The following is a 22,930-nucleotide window of genomic DNA, read 5'->3' as shown; positions in this document are numbered from 1 at the left end:
AGTAAACAGTCTTTTATTTTCTATTATAATATTTAAAATTTTCTAAGTAGGGTGATATCAAAATATATAAAAAACACAATAGCGTGGGGGTAAATGAATTTGAAGCTTAAGAAAACAGTATTCGGAATCCTATCTGGTATCTTATTAACGATGACAGTAGGTAATAACGCAGCAGCAGAAACTGCTCCAGTTAATGAACAAGCGTATATGGCTGCTTTTGAACAGTTGGTTGTAGAAATGGAGAACGGTCAGATTCAAAATGAAGAAGAAGGTAATGAAAGATTTGATGATTTAGTAAATGAAAAGGAAAACAATCCTAAAACAAGAGTACAACGTAGTGCTAGCATTGCAAATGCTTTAGGAAAAAGTGAAGAAATGCAAGCGTGTCTGAGATCAATAGGTGCATATAAATGTGGTCAAGCTAGACTAAATGCTAACGCAGCAATTAATATGGCTACAGCATATTATCCAAAAGCTAGTCTAAATAACGGAAAAGGTGATGCATTTAGACATGGATATTGGAATGCACTTATGTGTAAAAGTATAGGATGTTCGAATGCTAAAATTGTAGCAGATAATCATGAAAGATATAATATGACAGAAAAGAAATTACATGATATGGATTATTATAATAATGAACGAGGCCGAATTATGTATAATTGGCGGGCAGCTAATGGTTACGCTTTAACGCCGCAAGGTTTGGCAGATAATCTTAATCAGGATATAAGAAATGGTTTACTAAAATATATAAGACAACCCGAAGGCTGGTTATTATGGACTAACCAATAAATAACAGATTAGGAATAGGTACATCATGAAAAAAATTAATATTTTAATTTCAATATTAATAATTTTATTTTTATGTTTAGTCGGATTTATATTTTTTAATGATACTACCAAAAATGAAAGATATATTATTTGGGAGAAAAATGTACAAGAAAATAATAGTTTACTAAAAAAGCTACAAAATAATGATATCCCTTACAAAATTGATAAAAAAGGCAATTTAGAAATTCGTGAAAAAGATATTAATAAAGCTACACTTTGTTGCACTTAATCCGTGCTCAACCGTGTAAAAAGACGAGAGAATTCTCGTCTTTTTATGTTGTATAAACATTCCTATCAGGTTTACTTAACGTCTCACTATCGATAGCAATCAAAAAGCGAATCCCAGCTCTCATAAGGAATCCACTCTTTCTTTTTCTACGACGCTATTTTTATATGTTCCTATCATCGGTCAATAGTTCCTCTACTTTCCCTCACCAGAACCTCCACCATCTATTGTGACGAAATGATGCAAGACATGTCCATAAATGTATTGTATATTGAGTCGCGGACTTTTTTTACCTTAAAATATCTCTTTCTATCTCTCATTCCGTCTGCTATAATTCCTAAAGGAAATAAGAAAGCTTTATTCCAACTGGAGTAAAGCTTTCTTTCAATTTTTTACATTTATTAATTCTAATACTAAGATTTCACAAAGGAGGCTTTTAATTATATGAATTTTGTAAGTATCAGAAAAAAACTTATGTTCATGATGGGAACGATTTGCGCTTTATTTGGTGTCGCCTTAGCATTTATTTTATTTTTTGCTATCGACCAATCTCGTAAAGCTGAAACATTACAAAAAGAAATTTCTCCACTGGCAACAGAATTGAAAGAGCGTGGAGACGCTTATCAAGTACAGCTCTCTGCTTTAAGAGGTTATTTACTACAACATGATCAAGTCGAATTAGACAAGTTTAATGAGATGAGTAAACGTCTTGAGGATTCAAAAGATAAACTTCTTTCTAATCCAAATCTTTCTTCGTCCGTAAAAAGCACAATGGAATTAGGGTCTACTTGGAGAAAGTTCATTGAAGAAAAAGTATTCACTCTTGCAAAAGAACAAAAATGGGAAGAAGCTTTACAAGTAGCTTCTTCAGAAAACGGAACGGTCTATAAAGTAATTGGTGACTTCACAAATTACAGTAATGAACAAGCTAGATTACGTGAACAATCTATTGAAAAAATTGATCAATCTGCACTCTTAATCGAATATGTTATTTTCTTATCACTTGTTGTATGTATTATCGTTGCAATTATTCTTGCATGGTGGTTCTCTGGTAAACTGGTGAAACCAATTCAACAAATTGACACGAAACTAAAAGAATTGGCCTCTCAAGAAGGTGACTTAACGGCACGTCTACAAGTAAATAGCAACGATGAAATAGGTGCTATCGCAACATCATTTAATAAAATGTTAGAAAACCTACAACATATTATTAATCGTGTTCAAAAAACATCAGTGGAAGTACAAACCGCTTCTGAAAATATGCTAGAAAAAACGAATACATCACGTGAGGCGACATTAAGAGTCCAAAGCTCGATGTCCAACTTAAATGCAAGTATTCAATCACAAACTTCTAGTATGGAAGAAAGTTCAACTGCAATGGATGATATGGCAGTAAGTGTTCAGCGCATTGCTGAATCTGCTTCATCTGTAGCGGAACTTGCTGTTGCCACATCTGAACATGCTAGCGATGGAAGTACCGTTATCCAAAAATCTGTTTCACAAATGACAACAATACACGAAGCTGTAAATGCTACGTCAGAAGTGGTTGAACGTCTAATCACTCATACGAAATATATTGATACTGCTGTACAATCTATTTCTAATATTGCTGAGCAAACAAACTTACTTGCTTTAAATGCTTCTATTGAGGCAGCTCGTGCTGGTGAGCAAGGAAAAGGATTTGCTGTCGTAGCTGACGAAGTTCGAAAGCTTGCTGAACAATCTAAAACAGCTGCAACAGACATTAATCAATTACTACATCAAATTCAAAATGATACAGAAACTGCTAGCTCTATGATGTCTCAAGGCCGTTCTGAAGCATTTGAAGGTATCAATGTTATTCGTGAAGCTGGTACTTCTTTCACAACAATTGTAGAACAAGTAAATAAAGTATCTACTCAAATGCAAGATATATCAGCAACTGCTGAAGAAATGGCTGCAAGTGCTGAAGAAATGAACGCTTCACTTAATAACATCGCTTCTACCTCTACTGAAGTATCGAGCGAAACTGCCGCAACGGCACAATCTGCTGAACAGAAAGTTATTGTTATGAATGAAATGGCAGTAACTGCTGGAAAAATGAAACAAACAGTTGAAGAGTTAGATCAACTCGTATCTCATTTTAAAACAGAATAGATGTTCAAAAAATATCCCTTCTTTGAAAGAGGGATATTTTTTTGAGCTCATTTCCTGCACATTATGCTCATTTCCGTTATAATGAGAATCGATATCATTAAAGTGTAGGAGGGGCTGCTTATGTCACAAGAAGCATTTGAAAATAAATTACTTGCCAATTTAGAGGCTGTTATTGACCCTGAACTAGGTGTTGATATCGTTAATCTTGGATTAGTTTATGATGTTACAGCAGATGAAAATAATAATGCTGTCATTACGATGACTATGACTTCTATCGGTTGTCCAATGGCTGGGCAAATCGTATCAGACGTTAAAAAAGTATTATCAACAAACGTACCTGAAGTTAATGAAATAGAAGTAAATGTCGTTTGGAATCCACCGTGGTCGAAAGAACGTATGTCACGTATGGCGAAAATCGCATTAGGTATTCGCGACTAAATAAAGTGGAAACTTCATCATTTGCGGATAGCGGGATAAAGAAAAGACCTGACTAGGATGTCAGGTCTTTTCTCTTATTATTTTACACCTACTGCATCATAAGCTTTCGTTACAGCTTGTACAGCTTTAGAGTTTTTACCATATAAATCTTCAGCTGACTGAAGAGCAGCTTGACGCATCATTTTGAAGTCAGAGTTTGCAGTTAAATATTTCGTAAGAGCACGGTAGTAAATTTTTTCTGTCGCTTCACGGCCCACACCAGTTACTTTCACGCCGTAATGATCTCCGCCTTCAGATACTAAATATGCAGCTTTATTGTTAATACTGCTGTTAATATGAACACCGCCATTATCAGCTGTTCCAGTATAACGTTTACTATAGTGATCTGGGTAACCCTCACTTGGTTTTAATGGATTTGGAATAGACGCTGGGTCTTTAAGAGAGCGAAGTGCATCACCAGGTTTATCAGGTGTATAAATATCAGCACCTAAATCCCAGCTCTTCTTCTCAACCATAACACCCATAATATCAGATAACGATTCATTTAACGCCCCTGACTCATTTTTGTAAACAAGGTTTGCTGTATGTTCAGTTACAGCATGCGTTAATTCGTGACCGATAACATCAAGTCCAGCAGATAATGGAATGAACGTTTTTCCATCGCCATCACCGTACATCATTTGCACACCATTCCAAGCTGCGTTATTCCAGCTCTCCCCTACGTGAACAGTTGAAATAAGTTTCGCACCTTTATCATCGAAAGAGTTACGATTAAATGTCTTTTTGTAGTAATCATATACTTTTCCTGCATTTACATGCGCATCAACTGCAGCTTTATCTTCGAAGAACTTAGATTTACTTTCAACTTCTTCTCCTGTATATCCAAGCCATTGTGAGAATAAATTAAACCAGTTCTCGTCCATATTTTCTGCATCAAATGTATGAACACCTTGTCCTCGTTTACCATCAAACAAGTTGAATTGTCCTGTTTTCGTATCTTGAGCAATTTCAAATGATTGTCTAGCACCTAATACTCCGTAACCAAATCCAGTAATGTTATCTACAGCGTTATATTTCTCAATAACATTTCCATTCGTTGCATCAACAAAATAATGCCAATACCCTGGAGCTGGTTTTGAAATCGATGCCTTAACTAAGTATGCAAGGTAGTAATTACCGTCTTTTTCATATACAAATAAATCTTTTTTCACACCATCATAACTCTTTACTTTACCAATTTCTTTCTCAATATCTGCCTTTGCAATTGTTTCTGCTTGTTCCGCAGTAATGCTTGCAGCTGCAGGAATATTTTTATCATCTAAATTCGGAATAACTTGTCCGAAGAATGCTTTTACATTATTCTCTTTATCAAGTGTAACAGTTTGATCAGAACCGTACACAGGAATGTTATTATGTTTCTCAACTAGCTTCACATGTGTCGTATCAGATTCAGCGTCTTTTTCTTCCCCAACGATATTAAAATGCTTTTCAATATTTCCTGCTAATTTAAACATATCTTTCTTACTCTCTAAGTATTGAAAGACTGTCTCTTTTTTATCTAGTCCTTCCGGTGCTTTCCATTCTTCACCTATGTATGCAGGTGTTTTAAATTCTTGATGATATTGAATTTTTTGTTCTTCCGCTTTCGTTGTCGTTGCCCCAAACGCTCCAAATCCCCCGGCGATAACAGTTAACGCTAATGCTGATGAAATGACTTGCTTTTTCACTATAACATTCCCCATTCCCATAAAGATTTTTGACACTTTTATACAATTCTTATTTTCCCAGCCGATACCTCTACCAAAAATTTGAGAAACATTTTTCAGACAATTCCAATCAAAAAAAGAGGACATCTATCGGATGTCCTCTTTTCTATAAACCTTTTATTGTTTTTTCAATTCAATTGCTAAATAGTGTGATTGCTCTTTCGCTTGAATGTGAATATCTTCTTCTACAGATTCTGCTGCATCCCGCATAACAAACGTTTCACCATTTATTACACTGCTTCCTTCAATTTGTACAAGGTACAATTGACGGCCTTCTTTCACTGGAAAATGAATTTCTTTTCCAGCCTCTAATGATAAAGAATATAAATTCGCATCTTGGTGAATTTGAATTGGTGCATTTCCTTCTACTGAAGATACCATATGGAACCATTCATCTTCACGCTTGCTCCAATCAAATTTAAACTCACCATAGTTTGGTTTATGATCTGCGCGGTCTGGTAAAATCCAAATTTGTAATAAACGCAGCGTTTCATCGCCTAAATTATGCTCGCTATGAAATACACCCGTGCCAGCACTCATATATTGAACATGTCCACGCTCAATTGTTCCGCGATTTCCCATGCTGTCTTCATGTGTTAAAGCACCATCTACAACGTAAGAAATAATCTCCATATCACGGTGCGGATGCATATCAAAACCAGTTTGCGCCGCTACTAGATCATCATTAATAACACGTAACGCTCCGAAGTTCATGTTATTTGGATTATAGTAATTGGCAAAAGAAAAATGAAAATGTGTATTTAACCAACCATGATTTGCTCTGCCCATATTTTTATGATCAACTTTTCTAAACATATCCTTCACCTCATACTATCTCGAATTCGAGATTTATTTTAAAATTTTTTCTTACTGTAACTTTTTTAGTAGTGTTAATAATTGCTTTTGTTCCTCTATATTTAAATTATGAAACTTCTCTGCTTGGAACGTTTCTTGAGGTGGGATGATTTCCTCATATAAAGCTCTTCCCTTTTCTGTTAAAGAAATATATTTCGTAGTACCCTCTTGTTCACGCAAAATCCACTCAAGCTGCTCCATTTTATTTAAAAGCTGCGTTACATTTCCTTTCGTAACAAATAGCTTATTTCCAAGTTCTTGCTGCGTTAAACGATTATGTCCTCCAACTTGAGCTAACACATCAAACTGGGCGGCAGATATATTCCATTTTTTCAAATGCTGATTCGTCTCACGAATACTCTTATTATAAAAGCGTGACAAACGAAACCATAATAGTAGCCCTAGTCTATCTTCTGTTTTCATTTCATCACCTCTCTCGTTTCATATCATTAGTTTAGAACTAAACTTAATAAAAGTCAAATACTTATTTTTAATAAGTACAAAAAGCACAGCGCTATTTCTCCACTATGCTTTACATTAACTTTCTACTCTTATATTCATCCAATTTCCTCTCCGCGAACTTCCTCGCATCTTTTTCAATCCACCGCTCTTCGTACCGTTCACTTCCCACATACAATATATCTCTCTTATGCTGCATCGCATGGCGGAATTCATGCAGTAGCGTTTTGAGAACTTGCTCATACTCTTCCCATATACAAACGAAAATTAATTGCTTTTCTTTATGATAAAAACCACCTACTGGGAATAGGAACTCTTCTTCCTCTTCTCCTAATGATAGAAGCACATCGTTTGCATCACACGTATCACAAAAAATAACGGGCGTTTTACATACTTCAATAAGAGAAAACAAATCCTCTCTCAACTTTTTGACATCCCAAGGAAGCTCCGAATCCAACACATACCAATTCTCTACCTGTTGATATACATTTTGAAACTGGAGTTCCATTTCTCTTTATTCCCCTTTCCAAGCACCCTTTTTCTATATGTATGCCACAATATGGTAAATATTAAACGTATTCTTTCATCCTTGAAAAAATGCCAATAAAAAAGGAATCTACGTCGACATAGATTCCTTTTCTGTAATCACTTTTTTTTCATCATTTTTTTTAATACAAAATAACCAATTGCACAAACAATAGCAGCAAGTGCAAAGTATTTCACATATGGCCCCGCAACTTTATTAATACTTTCCCACTCTGTTCCTAATTTAAAACCTAAATATACAAACACAATTGACCACGGAATAACAGCTAATGTAGTTAGCGTAATAAACTTAGCATGTGACATTTTCGCAATACCCGCTGGTATCGAAATAGCATGACGCACAACCGGAATAAAACGTGCGGTAAAGATAACGCCAGTTCCATAACGATTAAACCAATCTTCAGCATAATCAATATGTTTCTTCTGAATTAAAATATATTTTCCATATCGCTCAAGAACAGGTCTTCCTCCATATCGACCAATCCAATAAATGAATAGTTGTGCAATTACACCACCAATTGTACCGAACGTGACAGCGCCCCAAAATGTAATGCTTCCTGTTGATACTAAATAACCTGCATAAGACAATACGATTTCACTTGGAATAACCTCTAGCATTAATCCAAGCATAATTCCCCAATAACCAAGTCCTTCTAAAAAAACTAAAACCGAATGGATCAACTCTCCTAACATCATGTACCTCTCTTTACTGTTTTCATTACAAAAATGAAAGTACAAGCAGGAAATATCTTGTACTTTTATTTTTTAAAATTTAGTTTAGTTAGTCTTCGTATCCCACTTAAAGATTTTATTTAAGAATTTATATACATTCCTCGACTCTTTTGTCAAAAGTGGGCCTAAAATGGATAGTATAAGCACGTATAGTGCTGAGAATGGTTTCAGTACTGACATTAAACCACCGGCGATACCGATATTAGCCATAATGATGGAGAACTCTCCTCTTGAAACGATTGTTAATCCGATATTTGTTGATGCTTTATGAGATAATCCAGCTTGTCTTCCTGCAATCATTCCTGCTACAAAGTTACCGATTATCGTAAGAAGGACAGCACCTAACGTTAACCATATCGCTCCGCCTAATGAGAACGGATCAATACTTAACCCGAAGCTGAAGAAGAAAATAGCTCCGAAAAAGTCTCTAAATGGAACAACAAGATGTTCAATTCGGTCACTATGCTCTGTCTCAGAGAAAACTAATCCTAGAAGAAGTGCTCCAATTGCTTCTGCAACGTGAATTGTTTCTGAAAAACCAGCAATGAAGAATAATGAAGCAAATACTACAATAATAAAGATTTCATCTGAGCTAATATTGAGCAATTTATTTAATAACGGCGTAGCCTTTCTAGCTACTATAAAGAATAGAAGCATATATCCTAAAGCAATTCCAATTGAAGTAAGGGCACCTAAGAAGGAAGCGTGATCTCCAAGTACTAAACCAGAAACAACTGATAAATATACAGCAAGGAATATATCTTCAAACATAATAATTCCTAAAATTAATTCGGTTTCATTATTACCAGTTCTTCTTAAGTCCACTAACACTTTAGCAACGATAGCGCTAGAAGAAATCGTAATAATACCCGCAATAATTAAGATTTCTAGTAATGGGAATCCCATTATAAATCCGTATAACAAACCAAGTGAAAAGTTAATTAAAATATAAATCGTTCCGCCAATCGCAATAGAGCGTCCAGATTTAATTAGTTTTTTCATTGAAAATTCTAATCCTAGATAGAATAGAAGGAATAGAACCCCAATCCGTCCAAGGAAGGAAATTACACTTGCACTTTCAATAAATTTGAGATCGATAACACCTATTGTCGGTGCATGCGGTCCTACTAACATTCCAAGAACGATTAGAAAAGGAATTACTGAGAATTTAAATTTTCCAGCAATTACTGCTGCAATTGCCACTAAAACTAAAGCTGTACCAACTTCAAAAATTAACGTATCCATCTAATCAGTCCCCCCTATTTGAAAGTAATTCATTAATGATTTTTTTAATTTCTTCTCTCTCACCTGAAACTACAAGCATATCTCCTTCTTCAATTACTGTTTCTGGTCCTGGATTAAATAACTTCTTCATGTTCTTCTTCATAACCGCGATTATTGTTACGCTATATGTTTTTCTTATTTCAAGATCGCCAATTGTTTTTCCGATTGCTGGAGCTGTATTCTCCACTTTGAACCACTCAATCGCTAAACCTTCAAAAACCATCTCAACATTTTCTAACGCCCTAGGCTTATATACCATTCCACCTAATATTGCAGCGATTTGTCTCGCCTCTGAGTCACGTAGCGAAATACTTGAGATGCTTTCTTCATGATCTGAATCAAAATGATACATTTCTCTACGACCATCATCATGAATGACAATTACCATCTTTTCGTTACCTTTCGTAACGATTTGAAACTTATAACCAATACCTGGAAGTTCACTTTCTCTAATATTCATTTTTAGCTCCTCCATAACTTATTTATTTTAATTTTCTGTTTTTCTGTCTTTTATTCATCCAATCAACTTTAGAAATTCTAACCACTCAGGATATTTGTGATTTGGAAATCTTTTATTGTAATAATAAGTGGACCCTAAAAGATACTTAAAGATGTAATGATAAAAATATATTACTTCTCATTTTCAAACTCTCAAGGCTTACTTTCCATAAAGAATTTTCTTTCAAATTATCCCCACCTTCTCGCTTTAAATTTAGTTTTTAAAATGTAAATAATTCTAAAAATATTACGATGTAACATAATCATAACACAAAATGATTTAAGTAACATAATTTTTAGAAAAATTGATTCTCGTATATTTTTGCATATAATTTTCTTATTACGAAAAAAGGAAGTGTATTATATGGTTGATATCTTTAGCAGATTCCTTGAGGTAACGAATAATATTTTATGGTCATATATTCTTATTGCAATGCTAATCGGCTTCGGTCTTTACTTCTCTTTTAAATTAAAATTTGTCCAAATTACTCATTTCAGTGAGATGGTCAGCTTAATTAGTAAAGGGTTTAATCGAAAAGAAAAAAAGAAAGATAGCATCTCACCATTCCAAGCATTTTGCTTAAGTGCAGCAGCACGTATCGGTATCGGAAACTTAGCTGGTGTAGCATTAGCAATTTCAATGGGTGGACCTGGCGCAATATTTTGGATGTGGTTTATCGCAATTATCGGAGCAGCTACTAGTTTTGTAGAATGTACACTTGCGCAAATTTATAAAGTAAAAGATGGAAGTAGGTTCCGTGGTGGACCAGCATATTACATGGAAAAAGGGTTAAACAAACGCTGGATGGGCGTCTGGTTTTCACTTCTTATTACAGTTGCGTACGGATTAATTTTCAATTCAGTGCAAGCAAATACAGTAACAATAGCGTTTGAAAATGCTTTTGGACTAGAGCGAACAATCGTAGGAGCTCTATTAGCCTTATTAGTTGCAGTTATTATTTTTGGTGGTATTAAGAGCATTTCACGTATTACAGAAATGATTGTTCCGCCAATGGCAATCGTTTATATCGGCGTGGCTATTTTTGTCGTTATTAACAACTTCAGTATGTTACCAAGCATTTTCATGGAAATCTTTAACGGTGCATTCGGTTTAGACCAAGCCATCGCTGGTGGTATTGGAGCAGCAATCAAGTTCGGAATTCAGCGCGGTTTATTCGCTACAGAAGCGGGAATGGGTAGCTCTCCTAATGCAGCAGCAACATCTGATGTATCTCACCCTGTAAAACAAGGGCTTGTTCAAGCGTTAGGCGTTTTCGTAGATACATTCTTAGTATGTACATCAACAGCATTTATCGTATTATGTTCTGGACTTTACAAAGGATCAAATTTAGAAGGTATCGAATTAACACAAAACGCATTAAGTTCACAAATTGGACCGTGGGCAAGCACTTTCTTAGCGATTATTATTTTCCTATTCGCTTTCAGTTCACTTCTAGGAAACTACTATTATGGTGAAACAAATATCGCATTCATTAAAGAAAGTAAAACATGGTTAATGATTTATCGTGTTGCAGTTGTCGGAATGGTATTCTTCGGATCAATCGCTGCTCTTAAAACAGTTTGGAGTTTAGCTGATTTATTCATGGGACTAATGGTATTCACAAACTTAATTGCCATCTCATTCCTTAGCAAATTTGCTTACGCTGCATTAGTAGACTATTTAAAGCAAAAGAAACAAGGAAAAGATCCTGTCTTCGTTGCAAACTCTATCCCTGGCTTAAAAAATACAGAGTGCTGGGATGGGCAGGATGTAGAAGAAAAACAAAAGGCCGTTTAACAAATAAAAGCGAAGTGGCTCGTTCAGAACAGGAGGGTGTTGGAACTCCTGATTACGAGGCGCTTTTTGCCTCGAATGAAGGAGTGAAACAACCGACTGTTCTAGCCGCTGGAGCTGGATATCATTTAAAGCGAAAGCGGCTCGTTCAGAACAGGAGGGTGTTGGAACTCCTGATTACGAGGCGCTTTTTGCCTCGAATGAAGGAGTGAAACAACCGACTGTTCTAGCCGCTGGAGCTGGATATCATTTAAAGCGGAAGCGGCTCATTCAGAACAGGAGGGTGTTGGAACTCCTGATTACGAGGCGCTTTTTGCCTCGAATGAAGGAGTGAAACAACCGACTGTTCTAGCCGCTGGAGCTGGATATCATTTAAAGCGGAAGCGGCTCATTCAGAACCGCAGGACACTTCAAGCTCTCGACCTTGAAGCGCTTTTTGCTTCGAGCGAGAGAGCGAAATGACCGACTGGTCTAGTCACCGGAGCTGGATATCACTAAAAGCACAAGCGGCTCGTTTAGAACAAGAGCCATATCTCAAACAAAGGCCCTATTACTTCACCGTAATAGGGCCTTTTATTTACAACAGTTCATAATTTGTTCAAATTAATTCCAGCAAAAGGGTTGATTTATAGAGATTACTAGATTATAATGATTATAAATTAGTAATTGATATCACATAACAACTCAAAAGGAGATTGATCATAATGAACAAACAAGTAATCGAAGTATTAAACAAACAAGTAGCAGACTGGAGCGTTTTATTCACAAAACTTCACAACTTCCATTGGTACGTAAAAGGACCTCAATTCTTCACATTACACGAGAAATTCGAAGAACTTTACACAGAATCAGCTACTCACATCGATGAAATTGCAGAACGTATTTTAGCAATTGGTGGCAAACCAGTAGCAACAATGAAAGAATACTTAGAACTATCTTCTATTCAAGAAGCAGCATACGGAGAAACTGCAGAAGGGATGGTCGAAGCAATCATGAAAGACTACGAAATGATGCTAGTCGAACTGAAAAAAGGCATGGAAATCGCTCAAGACTCTGACGATGAAATGACATCTGACCTACTACTAGGCATCTACACAGAACTAGAAAAACACGCTTGGATGCTACGTGCGTTCTTGAATCAATAATAATTAAAAGCGGAAGCGGCTCGCTCAGAACAGGAGGGTGTTGGAACTCCTGATTACGAGGCGCTTTTTGCCTCGAATGAAGGAGTGAAACAACCGACTGTTCTAGCCGCTGGAGCTGGATATCATTTAAAGCGGAAGCGGCTCGTTTAGAGTCGCTTTTTTATGTAATGGTCGCACTTAACGGTATACGAAATTATATCAACGATTTTTCAAATATATCGATCATAACTCGCAATATATCAACGATTTTTTCATTATATCGATCATTACCCGCAATATATCAACGATTTGACAAAGGATATCAATTTGCCGACAAATCACGACAATATCAGCGCCCCTCTCCCCTACTTTTATCAATATATTACAATCTCATCTATGTTAAAATATAGGAAACACCCTTTAGCTTTTCCAAATTCATCATTTACTACTTAAATGACGGGAGTGGTTCAGTTGAAAGACTACTTAATTAGAGCATTTTTTGCGTTAATAACAGTTGGGATTCTCTTACTTATAGCTAATATTTTCAATATACGTGTCGAGGTTAAGGACTATGCTTTCCTCGTTGTCGTAGCAATTGGTGGCGGCTGGGGTGGCTGGTACCTGTATAAAAAACAAAGCAATCAAAATGATAAAGGCATTCCAAAGTAATATGGAATGCCTCTTTTATTGCCTTCTGTAATAAATAATGAAATTCAGACCACTAATACAACCAATCGCAATAAACATACAAAACGATTGTGGATCTCCACCTAGATTATACTCATCAACGATAAATCCGGACATAAACAACGTTATCGCTGAAACACCGATACACAATACCGAGATAAACCAAAGCGAAAATTCATTAATCAACTCCTTCTTCTGTCTCAAAACAATTAGCATAACAAGAATAGACGCTGCTAAAATACTTTTAAAAACCGGACGTAAATATACGAACTCCTCCATCTATCTCTCCTTTCCCCAAAACATTACATCTAAACATTAACATATTTAACCAAATTAAAAACACATGCCATCTTAAATTAAAACGACATGTGTTTCCGTATTTGCTATGATAGTTGCTTCCACTTCGTTCCCAAAACAGGACGCTCATAATTTTGGATTGCATGAATTAGTTTATCTGCTGTCTCAGCTGAAACGATCAATTCTTTATTTGATGAATTCATAAATCCTTCTTCTGCTGCACGTTCAACCATTTGCAAAATTGGTCCGTAAAAACCTTTTATGTTTAATAAACCAACCGGCTTATTATGTATACCAATTTGTGACCAACATACAACTTCAAATAGTTCTTCAAACGTTCCGTATCCGCCTGGAAGCGCGATAAAAGCATCCGCAAGCTCTGCCATTTTCGCTTTACGTTCATGCATCGTCTCTACTTCAATTAATTCTGTTAATCCTGTATGCACAATTTCTCCTCGAAATAGACCGCGCGGCATAACACCTGTTACACGTCCACCTAAACGAAGAACTTCGTTTGCTACTTCTCCCATTAATCCAACGCATGAACCACCGTATACAAGCTCATACTCGTTCTCAACAAACATTTTACCTAACTGAATTGCCTGCTCTTTGAATTCTGGTCTCTCCCCTAAATTAGAACCTGCAAACACACAAATCTTTCTCATTCCTACACCCCGAAACTATATATTGTTATGATACAATTGACATTGTACAACATATTGAGGAGATGAGGAAGAAATGGATATCGTTGCATTTCAAAGATGGGTTGAGGAATTTTACGAAAAACGAAGCTGGTCACAGTATAATGCCTTTATTCGCTTAAATTTCTTAACCGAGGAAGTTGGGGAAGTTTCACGAGTCGTTCGTGCTATTGAAATTGGCCGCGATCGCCCTGATGAAGATGCGAAAACAGAAGAAGAGCTAAAACAAGAACTAAAAGAAGAACTTGGCGATGTACTATCTAACCTTATTATTCTTTCGCAAAAATATGATTTAGACTTACAAGACATTATGGACGCACACGTCGCAAAGCTTTCAAAAAGGTTCGAAGTATCTAAATGAGAATATTATCAATTATGGTATAATATTCTTGTCACAATACTAAGGGGGATTTTATGTTATCAAAAAAATTGCACGACGCATTAAATGAACAAATGAACTTTGAATTTTACTCTGCCCATGCTTATATGGCAATGGCTGCTTACTGTACAGCTGAGAGCTATGATGGATTCGCTAACTTTTTCCTTGTACAAGCTGAAGAAGAACGTTTCCACGCAATGAAGCTTTACAACTATATTAATGACCGCGGAGAGCGCGCTATTATTACTGGATTTGATAATCCGAATAACGAATACGAATCTGTATTAAACGCTTTTGAAGTCGCACTTGAGCACGAGCGTGAAGTAACGAAACGTATTTACAACTTATCTGATATCGCTTGGGACGAGCGTGAACATGCAACAATTACATTCTTAAAATGGTTCGTTGACGAACAAGTTGAAGAAGAAGCTTCATTCGATAGCATCATTCAAAAATTAAAACGTATTACAAGCGATTCAAACGCACTGTTTATGCTAGATGCTGAATTAGAGAAACGTACATTTACGCCTCCAGCTGAGTAATATTTCAATCACCTTAATACATGTATTAAGGTGATTTTTTTGTTTGCTCTCTATCTTAAAATCACCTTAAATTTCCTCATATTTGACATAGTGCCAGATATAAAATGGTATTATTTTCAATATAAAAACGAATATACGAGGAGAGGAAAAATGAATCAACGTGTAGAAGCTGTTGATGCAATTCGTGGTTTTGCTTTGTTTGGCATTTTACTAGTCAATATGACATTAATTCAATTTGGGTTCTTCACCAGTGAAAAACCAACTTATCTATTTGGCGATCTTGATAAAGGTGCTAATTGGTTTATTCAATTTTTCGGCACACATAACTTTATATCCCTATTTTCTTTTCTATTTGGGCTTAGCATTATTTTGTTACAAAAAAGTATTATCACAAAAGGAAAAAAATTCTTCCCCACATACATAAGACGTATTATCATTCTTTTACTACTCGGCTACATTCACGGCACTTTTGTTTGGGAGGGAGATATTTTATTTGCATACGGAATAATCGGGATTTTTTTAATGATATTCATCAATCGAAAACCGAAAACTTTGCTTATTTGGGCGATTATTCTACTCGCACTTATTACACTTATGTCTTATCAAACTGATCCATCTACAAATATAAATGATTTCGCACCTTATACTGAAAAAGAACATAAATTCCATCAAACTGGAAGCTATATGGATCACGTCAACTTTAGATTGACTGAAAATCCTTTTGATTACATGGGAATTGACGGTGCATTCGGATTATTTTTCATATCAGTTTTCGCAATAATTTTTATGTCTCCACTGTTCCTACTCGGAATGTATGTAGGGAAAAAAGGCTGGCTATTTGAGGTCAGTAAACATATACCTGCTGTCAAAAAAATATGGTTTGCCACCGGTCTCTTCTCTTTTACAATTAAAATCTTAGCTATGTTCATAAAACACCCGGTTTTAATTATGTTACAAGATGGCCTTACACCAGTAACTATGACCTTCTTTTACGGAAGCACAATCATTTTATTATTCCATTACAAAAAAGCAACCCGTCTACTAACATACATGGCGAACATGGGGAAAATGTCCGTTAGTAATTACTTAGCGCAATCTATTATCGCAACAACCATTTTTTACGCATATGGATTTGGCTTATACGGGAAAATCGGCTATTTCTTCGGTATTCTTTTAACCATCGGAATTTATACAATTCAATTATTCGTTAGCACCTATTGGCTCCAGAAATACCGAATGGGGCCAGTGGAATATGTGTGGAGACTGGGAACTTATTTAGAGAAACCACGTTTTAAAAGAAACTTGGATAAAGCAAGTTAAACAAAAAAAGCAATGAGCCTACGCTCATTGCTTTTCTTAATTTATTAAAGCATAACCCCAACGATAATCGCTGATAATATACTTACTAATGTTGCACCGTATACAAGTTTTAAACCGAATGATGATACAACGTTTGCTTGTTTGCCATCGATACTCTTCGTTGCCCCTGCGATAATTCCGATAGATGAGAAGTTCGCAAATGATACAAGGAAGATAGATAAAATACCTACTGTACGAGCTGATAAATCGCCAGCTACTTTACCAAGGTCAAGCATTGCAACGAATTCGTTCGTTACTAATTTTGTTGCCATAATTTGTCCTGCTTGTAACATCTCTGATGTTGGAATACCCATTACGAATGCTAATGGTGAGAAGATATATCCTAAAATGCTTTGGAATGTGATTCCGAAAATTGAATCGAATACACCATTAATTGCTGTAATTAATGCCACGAAACCGATTAACATCGCCGCTACTGTTACAGCGATTGAGAAACCAAGCATAATATATTCGCCTAACATTTCAAAGAATGTTTGTTTCTTGTCTTCTTGTAATTCTAAAATATCGTCTTCTTCTTTTACTTCATATGGATTAATGATATGAACGATAATGAATCCACTGAATAAGTTTAATACAAGTGCTGTTACTACATATTTTGGATCAATCATTTTCATATAAGAACCGACAATTGACATCGATACTGTAGACATTGAAGATGCACAAAGTGTGTATAAACGATTTTTCGGTAATTTGCTTAGTTGATCTTTTACTGTAATGAATACTTCCCCTTGACCAACGATTGCAGCTGCTACCGCATTATATGATTCTAGTTTTCCTAAACCGTTAACTTTACTTAATAGGAAACCGACTGCACGAATGATAATCGGTAAAACTTTAATATGTTGCAGGATCCCGATTAATACTGCTAAGAAAATAATCGGTAATAATACTGTTAAGAAGAATGGTGCTTGTCCATCGTTTGCTAGACCACCAAATACGAAATTAACCCCAGCTTCCGCAAATTTTAAAATAGCGCCAAATCCATCTGCGATCCCTTTTACTAATACAAATCCGACCTTTGTATTTAGTAAGAAATACGCAAGTACCAATTGAATGACAAGCATAAGTGCAATTGGTTTATATTTAATTTTCTTACGATCTGAACTAATAAGGAAACCTAGTACAAACACTACAAGTAAACCGACTAGAAACATTACGAACTTCATATGTGAATCCTCCACTTCTCCCACAAGTTATTGGTCGTATAACGTATAACGAATGACGTCTGACCATTGTTGTTAAAAAAATTTAAAACCCCTAAAACTATTCAACTGTCATCTAAAATCAGTAAGCGTTTACATAAATTGCAATTTATAAAAGGTAGCTTCTTCTCTCCTACCATACTTGAAAGTCTGAAATTGATACCACCTACAAATCAAATTGTAAGCGTTATCTAGACGAAATGCAATATAAATTTTAAAAGATTTTTATATGTTAATATATTCCTAATTAATTGGTTTTTTCATGTAAATTTACCATAAAAAAATAGCCCTAGCTATGAGCTAGAGCCATCCTTTTTTTATAACATAACACCAACGATAATCGCTGATAGAATACTTACTAATGTCGCACCGTACACAAGGCGTAGACCGAATGATGATACAACATTTGATTGATTTTCATCGATACCTTTCGTTGCACCTGCAATAATTCCGATAGATGAGAAGTTCGCAAATGATACAAGGAATACAGAAAGAATACCAACTGTACGAGCCGATAAATCACCAGCTACTTTTCCAAGATCAAGCATCGCAACAAACTCGTTTGATACTAATTTTGTTGCCATAATTTGTCCCGCTGTTACCATTTCTGCTTGCGGGATACCCATTACGAATGCTAATGGTGAGAAAATATATCCTAAAATAGCTTGGAATGTAATACCGAACATTGTATCAAACAAGCTATTAATTGCTGTAATTAATGCTACGAAACCAAGTAACATCGCTGCTACTGTTATCGCGATTGTGAAACCAAGCATAATGTACTCGCTTAGCATTTCAAAGAATGATTGTTTTTTCTTATTTTCTAATTTCAGTGTATCTTCTTCTTCTGTAATATCGTACGGGTTAATAATATGAATGATAATGAAACCACTAAATAAATTTAATACAAGTGCTGTTACTACATATTTCGGTTCGATCATTTTCATATAAGAACCAACGATTGACATCGACACTGTCGACATAGAAGATGCACATAATGTATATAAACGATGTTTTGGGATTTTACTTAATTGATCTTTTACTGTAATAAATACTTCTGCTTGTCCAACAATGGCAGCTGCTACTGCGTTATATGATTCTAGTTTTCCTAGACCATTTACTTTACTTAACAACGTACCAATAGCACGAATAAATATCGGTAAAATTTTAAAGTGTTGCAGAATTCCGATTAAAACCGCAAAGAATACGATTGGTAATAACGCTGTTAAGAAGAATGAAACCTCTCCTTTATTAACAAGACCACCAAATACGAAAACGATTCCAGCTTCCGCATATCCAAGAAGTGCGCCAAATCCATCTGAAATTCCTTTTACTAAAATATAACCAACTTGCGTATTTAATAAGAAATAAGATAATGCTAGCTGAATAATAAGCATAATTGCGATTGGTTTATACTTAATCTTCTTTCGATCGGCACTTATAAGAAAACCGAGTACAAATACAACGAGTAATCCTACAAGGAACATAACAAACTTCATTAATAAAATCCTCCATTTAACTCTTCATTAACGTTGAACGTCTGACCATTCAAAACAAGAAATAATCCGAACTTTCCATTTCTCCTCCAAAATCTTCAATCGGATAGGAAAGATCATAAAACCTCTTATTTCAAAGGCATTTTCCATTCTAACACAAATCACAAATCATATCCGCACTTTTCTTTAAAAAATTACATTTTATTATAAAACGTCTATGAATGTTCGTCTTTTACTATCTGCAAATAGTTGAATAAAACAAAAAAAGAGCATCAAGTTTCACTTGATGCCCTTTTCATTATACCGCTTTTTCTTTATCAGCTACCGCTGACTCACCCCAACACTCTGTATTGTTCAAACCTGGAATAGACTCCGCATAAAAGACTGGATCTTTCCCTTGTTTCTTTTGCTTAATATAATCTGATAACGCTGCGAAAGCATACTTAGAAAGGAATACAATTGCTACTAAGTTAATAACAGCCATAATTCCCATAAATAAATCTGCTAAATCCCAAACGATTTGAATTGTCGCTACAGATCCTAGCATAACCATACCAAGTACAGCAATGCGGTATGCATTTAATAGCACTTTACTTCCATTTAAGAATTCAATATTTGTTTCACCATAGTAGTAGTTACCTACTAATGAACTGAACGCAAACAAGAAGATTGCCACTGCTACAAATATAGAAGCCCATGGACCGATATGTTGACTTAACGCCTGCTGCGTTAATTGAATTCCATTTAAATCAGCTGCATTATGCACATCTGATAAAAGAATAATAAATGCTGTACAACTACAAATTAATAATGTATCAGTAAATACCCCTAAAGTTTGAATGAAACCTTGTTTAACTGGGTGCGTTACGTTTGCAGTCGCTGCTGCGTTCGGCGCACTACCCATACCTGCTTCATTTGAGAATAACCCACGTTTTACCCCTAATAAAATCGCAGCTCCTAATCCTCCGCCTACTACTTCTTTAATTCCGAAAGCATGTAAGAAAATTTCTTTAAATACATATGGAATTGCCGTAATGTTTGTTACAACAACGAATAATGCCACTGCTACATAAATAATTGCCATTACTGGAACAATCATTTCAACCGCGCGAGCAATTCGTTTTACTCCGCCGAAAATAATAACTGCAAGTAAACCAGCCATAACAAGACCTACTAATCTACTATCTGTTTTGAACGCCCCATCAAAGGCAGCCGCTACAGTATTAGACTGTACAGCGTTAAAAATCAATCCGAAACTTACTGTTATTAGAACAGAGAACACAACACCTAACCAGCGTTTCTTTAAACCCTTTTCCATATAATACGCTGGGCCCCCACGGAATGCATTCCCATCTTTTACTTTATAAATTTGCGCTAATGTGCTCTCTACAAATGCAGAAGCACCCCCAATTACCGCGATTAACCACATCCAAAATACTGCTCCTGGACCACCTGCTGAGATCGCAATAGCTACACCAGCTAAGTTACCAGTACCTACACGAGAAGCTGTACTCATACAAAACGCTTGGAATGATGATACGCCGCTCTTCTCTTTTTGCGCTTTCCTCGTTTTCGAGCTTGCCCCGTCCCCAAGCAAACGAATCATTTCACCGAAGTAACGAACTTGGACAAATTTCACACGAAATGAAAAATAGAGTCCTAACCCAATTAACATCGCAATAATGATATATGACCAAAGGATATTATTTATATCCCCAATTACCTTAGCTAAAAAATCCATAATTGCATTGCCCCCTCTTCCTAACAATAAGAAAATTATATTCTAAAAACTTTTAGTAATCAAGAACTTTATGTTAGGTTTTATAACATGAGTACGTTAATTATTTTAACATACGTGTTTTTTCACATGAAAATATAGCCATTACATGCATTTATCCAATACTTAATAACTTATCCTATTCGACCAGCCATACTTTTAAAACAGTACGTTCCCCACAAATAACGAGAGAGAGAAACAAACAAAAAAGTTATATTAATAATTACCTCTCACCCTTTTCATCATTTACTACAACAAAAAAGGCGAGCATCGAATTTACCTCGATGCTCGCCTTTTCAATTACACTGCTTTTTCTTTATCTGTTACCACTGGCTTATCCCAGCACTCTGTATTCGTTAAACCAGGAATAGAATCTGCACTGAAGACTGGATCTTTCCCTTGTTTCTTTTGTCTTACATAGTCTGTTAATGCCGCGTACGCAAATCGGCCAAGAAGTGTAATCGCAATTAAGTTCGTGATTACCATTAGACCCATAAATAAGTCTGCCATATTCCATACAACTTGAAGCGTCGCAACAGAACCGAATAATACCATTCCAACTACCGCAATACGGTAAATTGTTAACCACGTTTTGCTTTGCTTAATAAATTCAATATTTGTTTCACCATAATAGTAGTTTCCTAAAAGAGAACTAAATGCAAATAAGAAAATAATAATCGCTAAGAAGCTACTTGCCCATGGGCCGATTTGTGAGCTTAATGCATTTTGCGTTAATTCAATACCTTCTAAATTCGTTGCTTTATATGCACCAGAACATAGTACGATAAATGCTGTTGATGTACATACTAAGAATGTATCTACTAAAACGCCGATCGTTTGAATAAAACCTTGTTTTGCTGGATGCGTTACATCAGCTGTTGCTGCCGCGTTCGGCGCACTACCCATACCTGCTTCGTTCGCAAATAATCCGCGCTGAATACCATATTTCATCGCAGCACCGATACCGCCACCTACAGCTGAATCTAAACCGAATGCACCTTTAAAGATTTCCGTAAACACATCTGGTATTAAATAGAAGTTTTTAATGACAACAAAAATAGCTACCGCAATATAAACAAGCGCCATTGGCGGAACAATCATTTCCGACATACGTGCAATACTTTTTACACCACCAAAAATAATAACCGCAACTAATGCAGCTAATACAATACCAACAATATAACGCTCTAAACCAAATGCATTTTCAAACGCTAATGTTACTGTATTCGCTTGTACTGAGTTAAAAATTAAACCATAACTAACTGTAATAAGGATAGAAAACCAAATTCCCATCCAACGTTTATTTAAACCTTTTTCCATATAATAAGCAGGACCACCACGGAAGCCACTGCCATCTTTTACTTTATAAATTTGGGCAAGCGTACTTTCTACGAAACTTGAAGAAGCCCCGATAATCGCAATAACCCACATCCAAAATACAGCTCCAGGTCCTCCCATAGATATAGCTAATGCTACACCAGCTAAGTTACCGATACCAATACGAGCTGCTGAACTCATACAAAACGCTTGGAAAGAAGATACACTACCTTTTTTACGCGTCTTTCCAGTTAATCCATCACTCATTAGTCGAACCATTTCCCCTAAATGAGTAATTTGTACGAATTTCAATTTAATAGAAAAATAAAGACCTAAACCAATTAACATCGCAATAAGAATATATGACCAAAGAATTGTATTTGTTGATGAAATAAATTGCTCTAAAATATTCATACAATTAACCCCTCCTTTTCTCCATAAAACGAATTATATTTAAAAAACATT

At 35.7% G+C, this 22,930-nt stretch carries 23 protein-coding genes; 10 read left to right on the top strand and 13 right to left on the bottom strand.

Annotation, left to right across the window (positions count from 1 at the left end; translation table 11 throughout):
- Positions 1-93: 93 nt before the first annotated feature.
- From IQ781_RS17760 to IQ781_RS17745, 4 genes are all read left to right on the top strand, one after another.
- Positions 94-789 carry a DUF6973 domain-containing protein gene (locus IQ781_RS17760; protein ID WP_002026534.1) on the top strand — a complete coding sequence of 232 codons (696 nt, stop codon included), beginning with the start codon at positions 94-96 and terminating at the stop codon, positions 787-789.
- 25 nt (positions 790-814) lie between these two features.
- Positions 815-1,057 carry a hypothetical protein gene (locus IQ781_RS17755; protein ID WP_000723536.1) on the top strand — a complete coding sequence of 81 codons (243 nt, stop codon included), beginning with the start codon at positions 815-817 and terminating at the stop codon, positions 1,055-1,057.
- Positions 1,058-1,498: 441 nt separating this feature from the next.
- Positions 1,499-3,190: a methyl-accepting chemotaxis protein gene (locus IQ781_RS17750; protein ID WP_242808143.1), complete on the top strand. Its 1,692-nt coding sequence runs from the start codon at positions 1,499-1,501 to the stop codon at positions 3,188-3,190.
- A gap of 120 nt (positions 3,191-3,310) precedes the next feature.
- Positions 3,311-3,628 (top strand): metal-sulfur cluster assembly factor, encoded by a 318-nt coding sequence (locus IQ781_RS17745; protein ID WP_000076422.1) that lies wholly within the window; start codon positions 3,311-3,313, stop codon positions 3,626-3,628.
- Positions 3,629-3,705: 77 nt separating this feature from the next.
- Here IQ781_RS17745 and nprB read toward each other — a convergent pair whose 3' ends face one another.
- From nprB to IQ781_RS17710, 7 genes are all read right to left on the bottom strand, one after another.
- Positions 3,706-5,355, bottom strand: a complete 1,650-nt coding sequence (gene nprB / locus IQ781_RS17740) for a neutral protease NprB (RefSeq protein WP_000745123.1) — start codon at positions 5,353-5,355, stop codon at positions 3,706-3,708.
- A gap of 156 nt (positions 5,356-5,511) precedes the next feature.
- Positions 5,512-6,210: a pirin family protein gene (locus IQ781_RS17735; protein ID WP_000488927.1), complete on the bottom strand. Its 699-nt coding sequence runs from the start codon at positions 6,208-6,210 to the stop codon at positions 5,512-5,514.
- 51 nt (positions 6,211-6,261) lie between these two features.
- The gene (locus IQ781_RS17730) at positions 6,262-6,672 is read right to left on the bottom strand and encodes a MarR family winged helix-turn-helix transcriptional regulator (protein WP_063220571.1); all 411 of its coding nucleotides are present in this window, start codon (positions 6,670-6,672) and stop codon (positions 6,262-6,264) included.
- 109 nt (positions 6,673-6,781) lie between these two features.
- Complete coding sequence (locus IQ781_RS17725) at positions 6,782-7,216, bottom strand: DUF3920 family protein (RefSeq protein ID WP_000422799.1); 435 nt, start codon at positions 7,214-7,216, stop codon at positions 6,782-6,784.
- A gap of 137 nt (positions 7,217-7,353) precedes the next feature.
- On the bottom strand, positions 7,354-7,947 hold the full coding sequence (gene uptA, locus IQ781_RS17720) for an undecaprenyl phosphate transporter UptA (RefSeq protein ID WP_139847206.1): 594 nt from the start codon (positions 7,945-7,947) through the stop codon (positions 7,354-7,356).
- A gap of 84 nt (positions 7,948-8,031) precedes the next feature.
- Positions 8,032-9,231 (bottom strand): cation:proton antiporter, encoded by a 1,200-nt coding sequence (locus IQ781_RS17715; protein WP_000380225.1) that lies wholly within the window; start codon positions 9,229-9,231, stop codon positions 8,032-8,034.
- Between the two features lie 4 nt (positions 9,232-9,235).
- A complete protein-coding gene (locus tag IQ781_RS17710; protein ID WP_001026075.1) occupies positions 9,236-9,730 on the bottom strand; it encodes a cation:proton antiporter regulatory subunit in 495 nt (164 codons plus the stop codon).
- Positions 9,731-10,132: 402 nt separating this feature from the next.
- Between IQ781_RS17710 and IQ781_RS17705 the strand changes: the two genes are divergently transcribed.
- The 3 genes from IQ781_RS17705 to IQ781_RS17695 all read left to right on the top strand — a co-directional run bounded on the left by IQ781_RS17705 (position 10,133) and on the right by IQ781_RS17695 (position 13,356).
- Entirely contained in the window at positions 10,133-11,566 is a 1,434-nt protein-coding gene (locus IQ781_RS17705) for an alanine/glycine:cation symporter family protein (protein ID WP_000227591.1), read from the top strand.
- 701 nt (positions 11,567-12,267) lie between these two features.
- Positions 12,268-12,708 (top strand): Dps family protein, encoded by a 441-nt coding sequence (locus IQ781_RS17700; protein ID WP_001041895.1) that lies wholly within the window; start codon positions 12,268-12,270, stop codon positions 12,706-12,708.
- 450 nt (positions 12,709-13,158) lie between these two features.
- A complete protein-coding gene (locus IQ781_RS17695) occupies positions 13,159-13,356 on the top strand; it encodes a hypothetical protein (protein ID WP_000656312.1) in 198 nt (65 codons plus the stop codon).
- Positions 13,357-13,371: 15 nt separating this feature from the next.
- Here the strand turns inward: IQ781_RS17695 and IQ781_RS17690 are convergent, their stop codons facing one another.
- Positions 13,372-13,653, bottom strand: coding sequence for a hypothetical protein (locus IQ781_RS17690; RefSeq protein ID WP_000390910.1), 282 nt, complete (start codon positions 13,651-13,653; stop codon positions 13,372-13,374).
- Between the two features lie 104 nt (positions 13,654-13,757).
- Positions 13,758-14,336: an LOG family protein gene (locus IQ781_RS17685; RefSeq protein ID WP_001225758.1), complete on the bottom strand. Its 579-nt coding sequence runs from the start codon at positions 14,334-14,336 to the stop codon at positions 13,758-13,760.
- A gap of 73 nt (positions 14,337-14,409) precedes the next feature.
- Here IQ781_RS17685 and IQ781_RS17680 point away from each other — a divergent pair, with 73 nt between their 5' ends.
- The 3 genes from IQ781_RS17680 to IQ781_RS17670 all read left to right on the top strand — a co-directional run bounded on the left by IQ781_RS17680 (position 14,410) and on the right by IQ781_RS17670 (position 16,613).
- A complete protein-coding gene (locus IQ781_RS17680; RefSeq protein WP_000355744.1) occupies positions 14,410-14,733 on the top strand; it encodes a MazG nucleotide pyrophosphohydrolase domain-containing protein in 324 nt (107 codons plus the stop codon).
- Between the two features lie 53 nt (positions 14,734-14,786).
- On the top strand, positions 14,787-15,293 hold the full coding sequence (locus IQ781_RS17675; protein ID WP_000949403.1) for a ferritin: 507 nt from the start codon (positions 14,787-14,789) through the stop codon (positions 15,291-15,293).
- A gap of 150 nt (positions 15,294-15,443) precedes the next feature.
- On the top strand, positions 15,444-16,613 hold the full coding sequence (locus IQ781_RS17670) for a DUF418 domain-containing protein (protein WP_139847047.1): 1,170 nt from the start codon (positions 15,444-15,446) through the stop codon (positions 16,611-16,613).
- A gap of 44 nt (positions 16,614-16,657) precedes the next feature.
- Here IQ781_RS17670 and IQ781_RS17665 read toward each other — a convergent pair whose 3' ends face one another.
- From IQ781_RS17665 to IQ781_RS17650, 4 genes are all read right to left on the bottom strand, one after another.
- Entirely contained in the window at positions 16,658-17,839 is a 1,182-nt protein-coding gene (locus IQ781_RS17665) for a NupC/NupG family nucleoside CNT transporter (protein ID WP_000673874.1), read from the bottom strand.
- A 353-nt stretch (positions 17,840-18,192) separates the two neighbouring features.
- Positions 18,193-19,374, bottom strand: coding sequence for a NupC/NupG family nucleoside CNT transporter (locus IQ781_RS17660; RefSeq protein WP_000673841.1), 1,182 nt, complete (start codon positions 19,372-19,374; stop codon positions 18,193-18,195).
- 295 nt (positions 19,375-19,669) lie between these two features.
- A complete protein-coding gene (locus IQ781_RS17655; protein WP_000346373.1) occupies positions 19,670-21,112 on the bottom strand; it encodes an alanine/glycine:cation symporter family protein in 1,443 nt (480 codons plus the stop codon).
- Between the two features lie 336 nt (positions 21,113-21,448).
- Positions 21,449-22,879 carry an alanine/glycine:cation symporter family protein gene (locus IQ781_RS17650; RefSeq protein ID WP_001022930.1) on the bottom strand — a complete coding sequence of 477 codons (1,431 nt, stop codon included), beginning with the start codon at positions 22,877-22,879 and terminating at the stop codon, positions 21,449-21,451.
- Positions 22,880-22,930: the final 51 nt, after the last annotated feature.

The sequence above is a fragment of the Bacillus sp. N447-1 genome (assembly GCF_022701035.1).
Classification (GTDB): Bacteria; Bacillota; Bacilli; order Bacillales; family Bacillaceae_G; genus Bacillus_A; species Bacillus_A cereus.
This window is presented reverse-complemented; position numbering and strand designations above follow the sequence as displayed.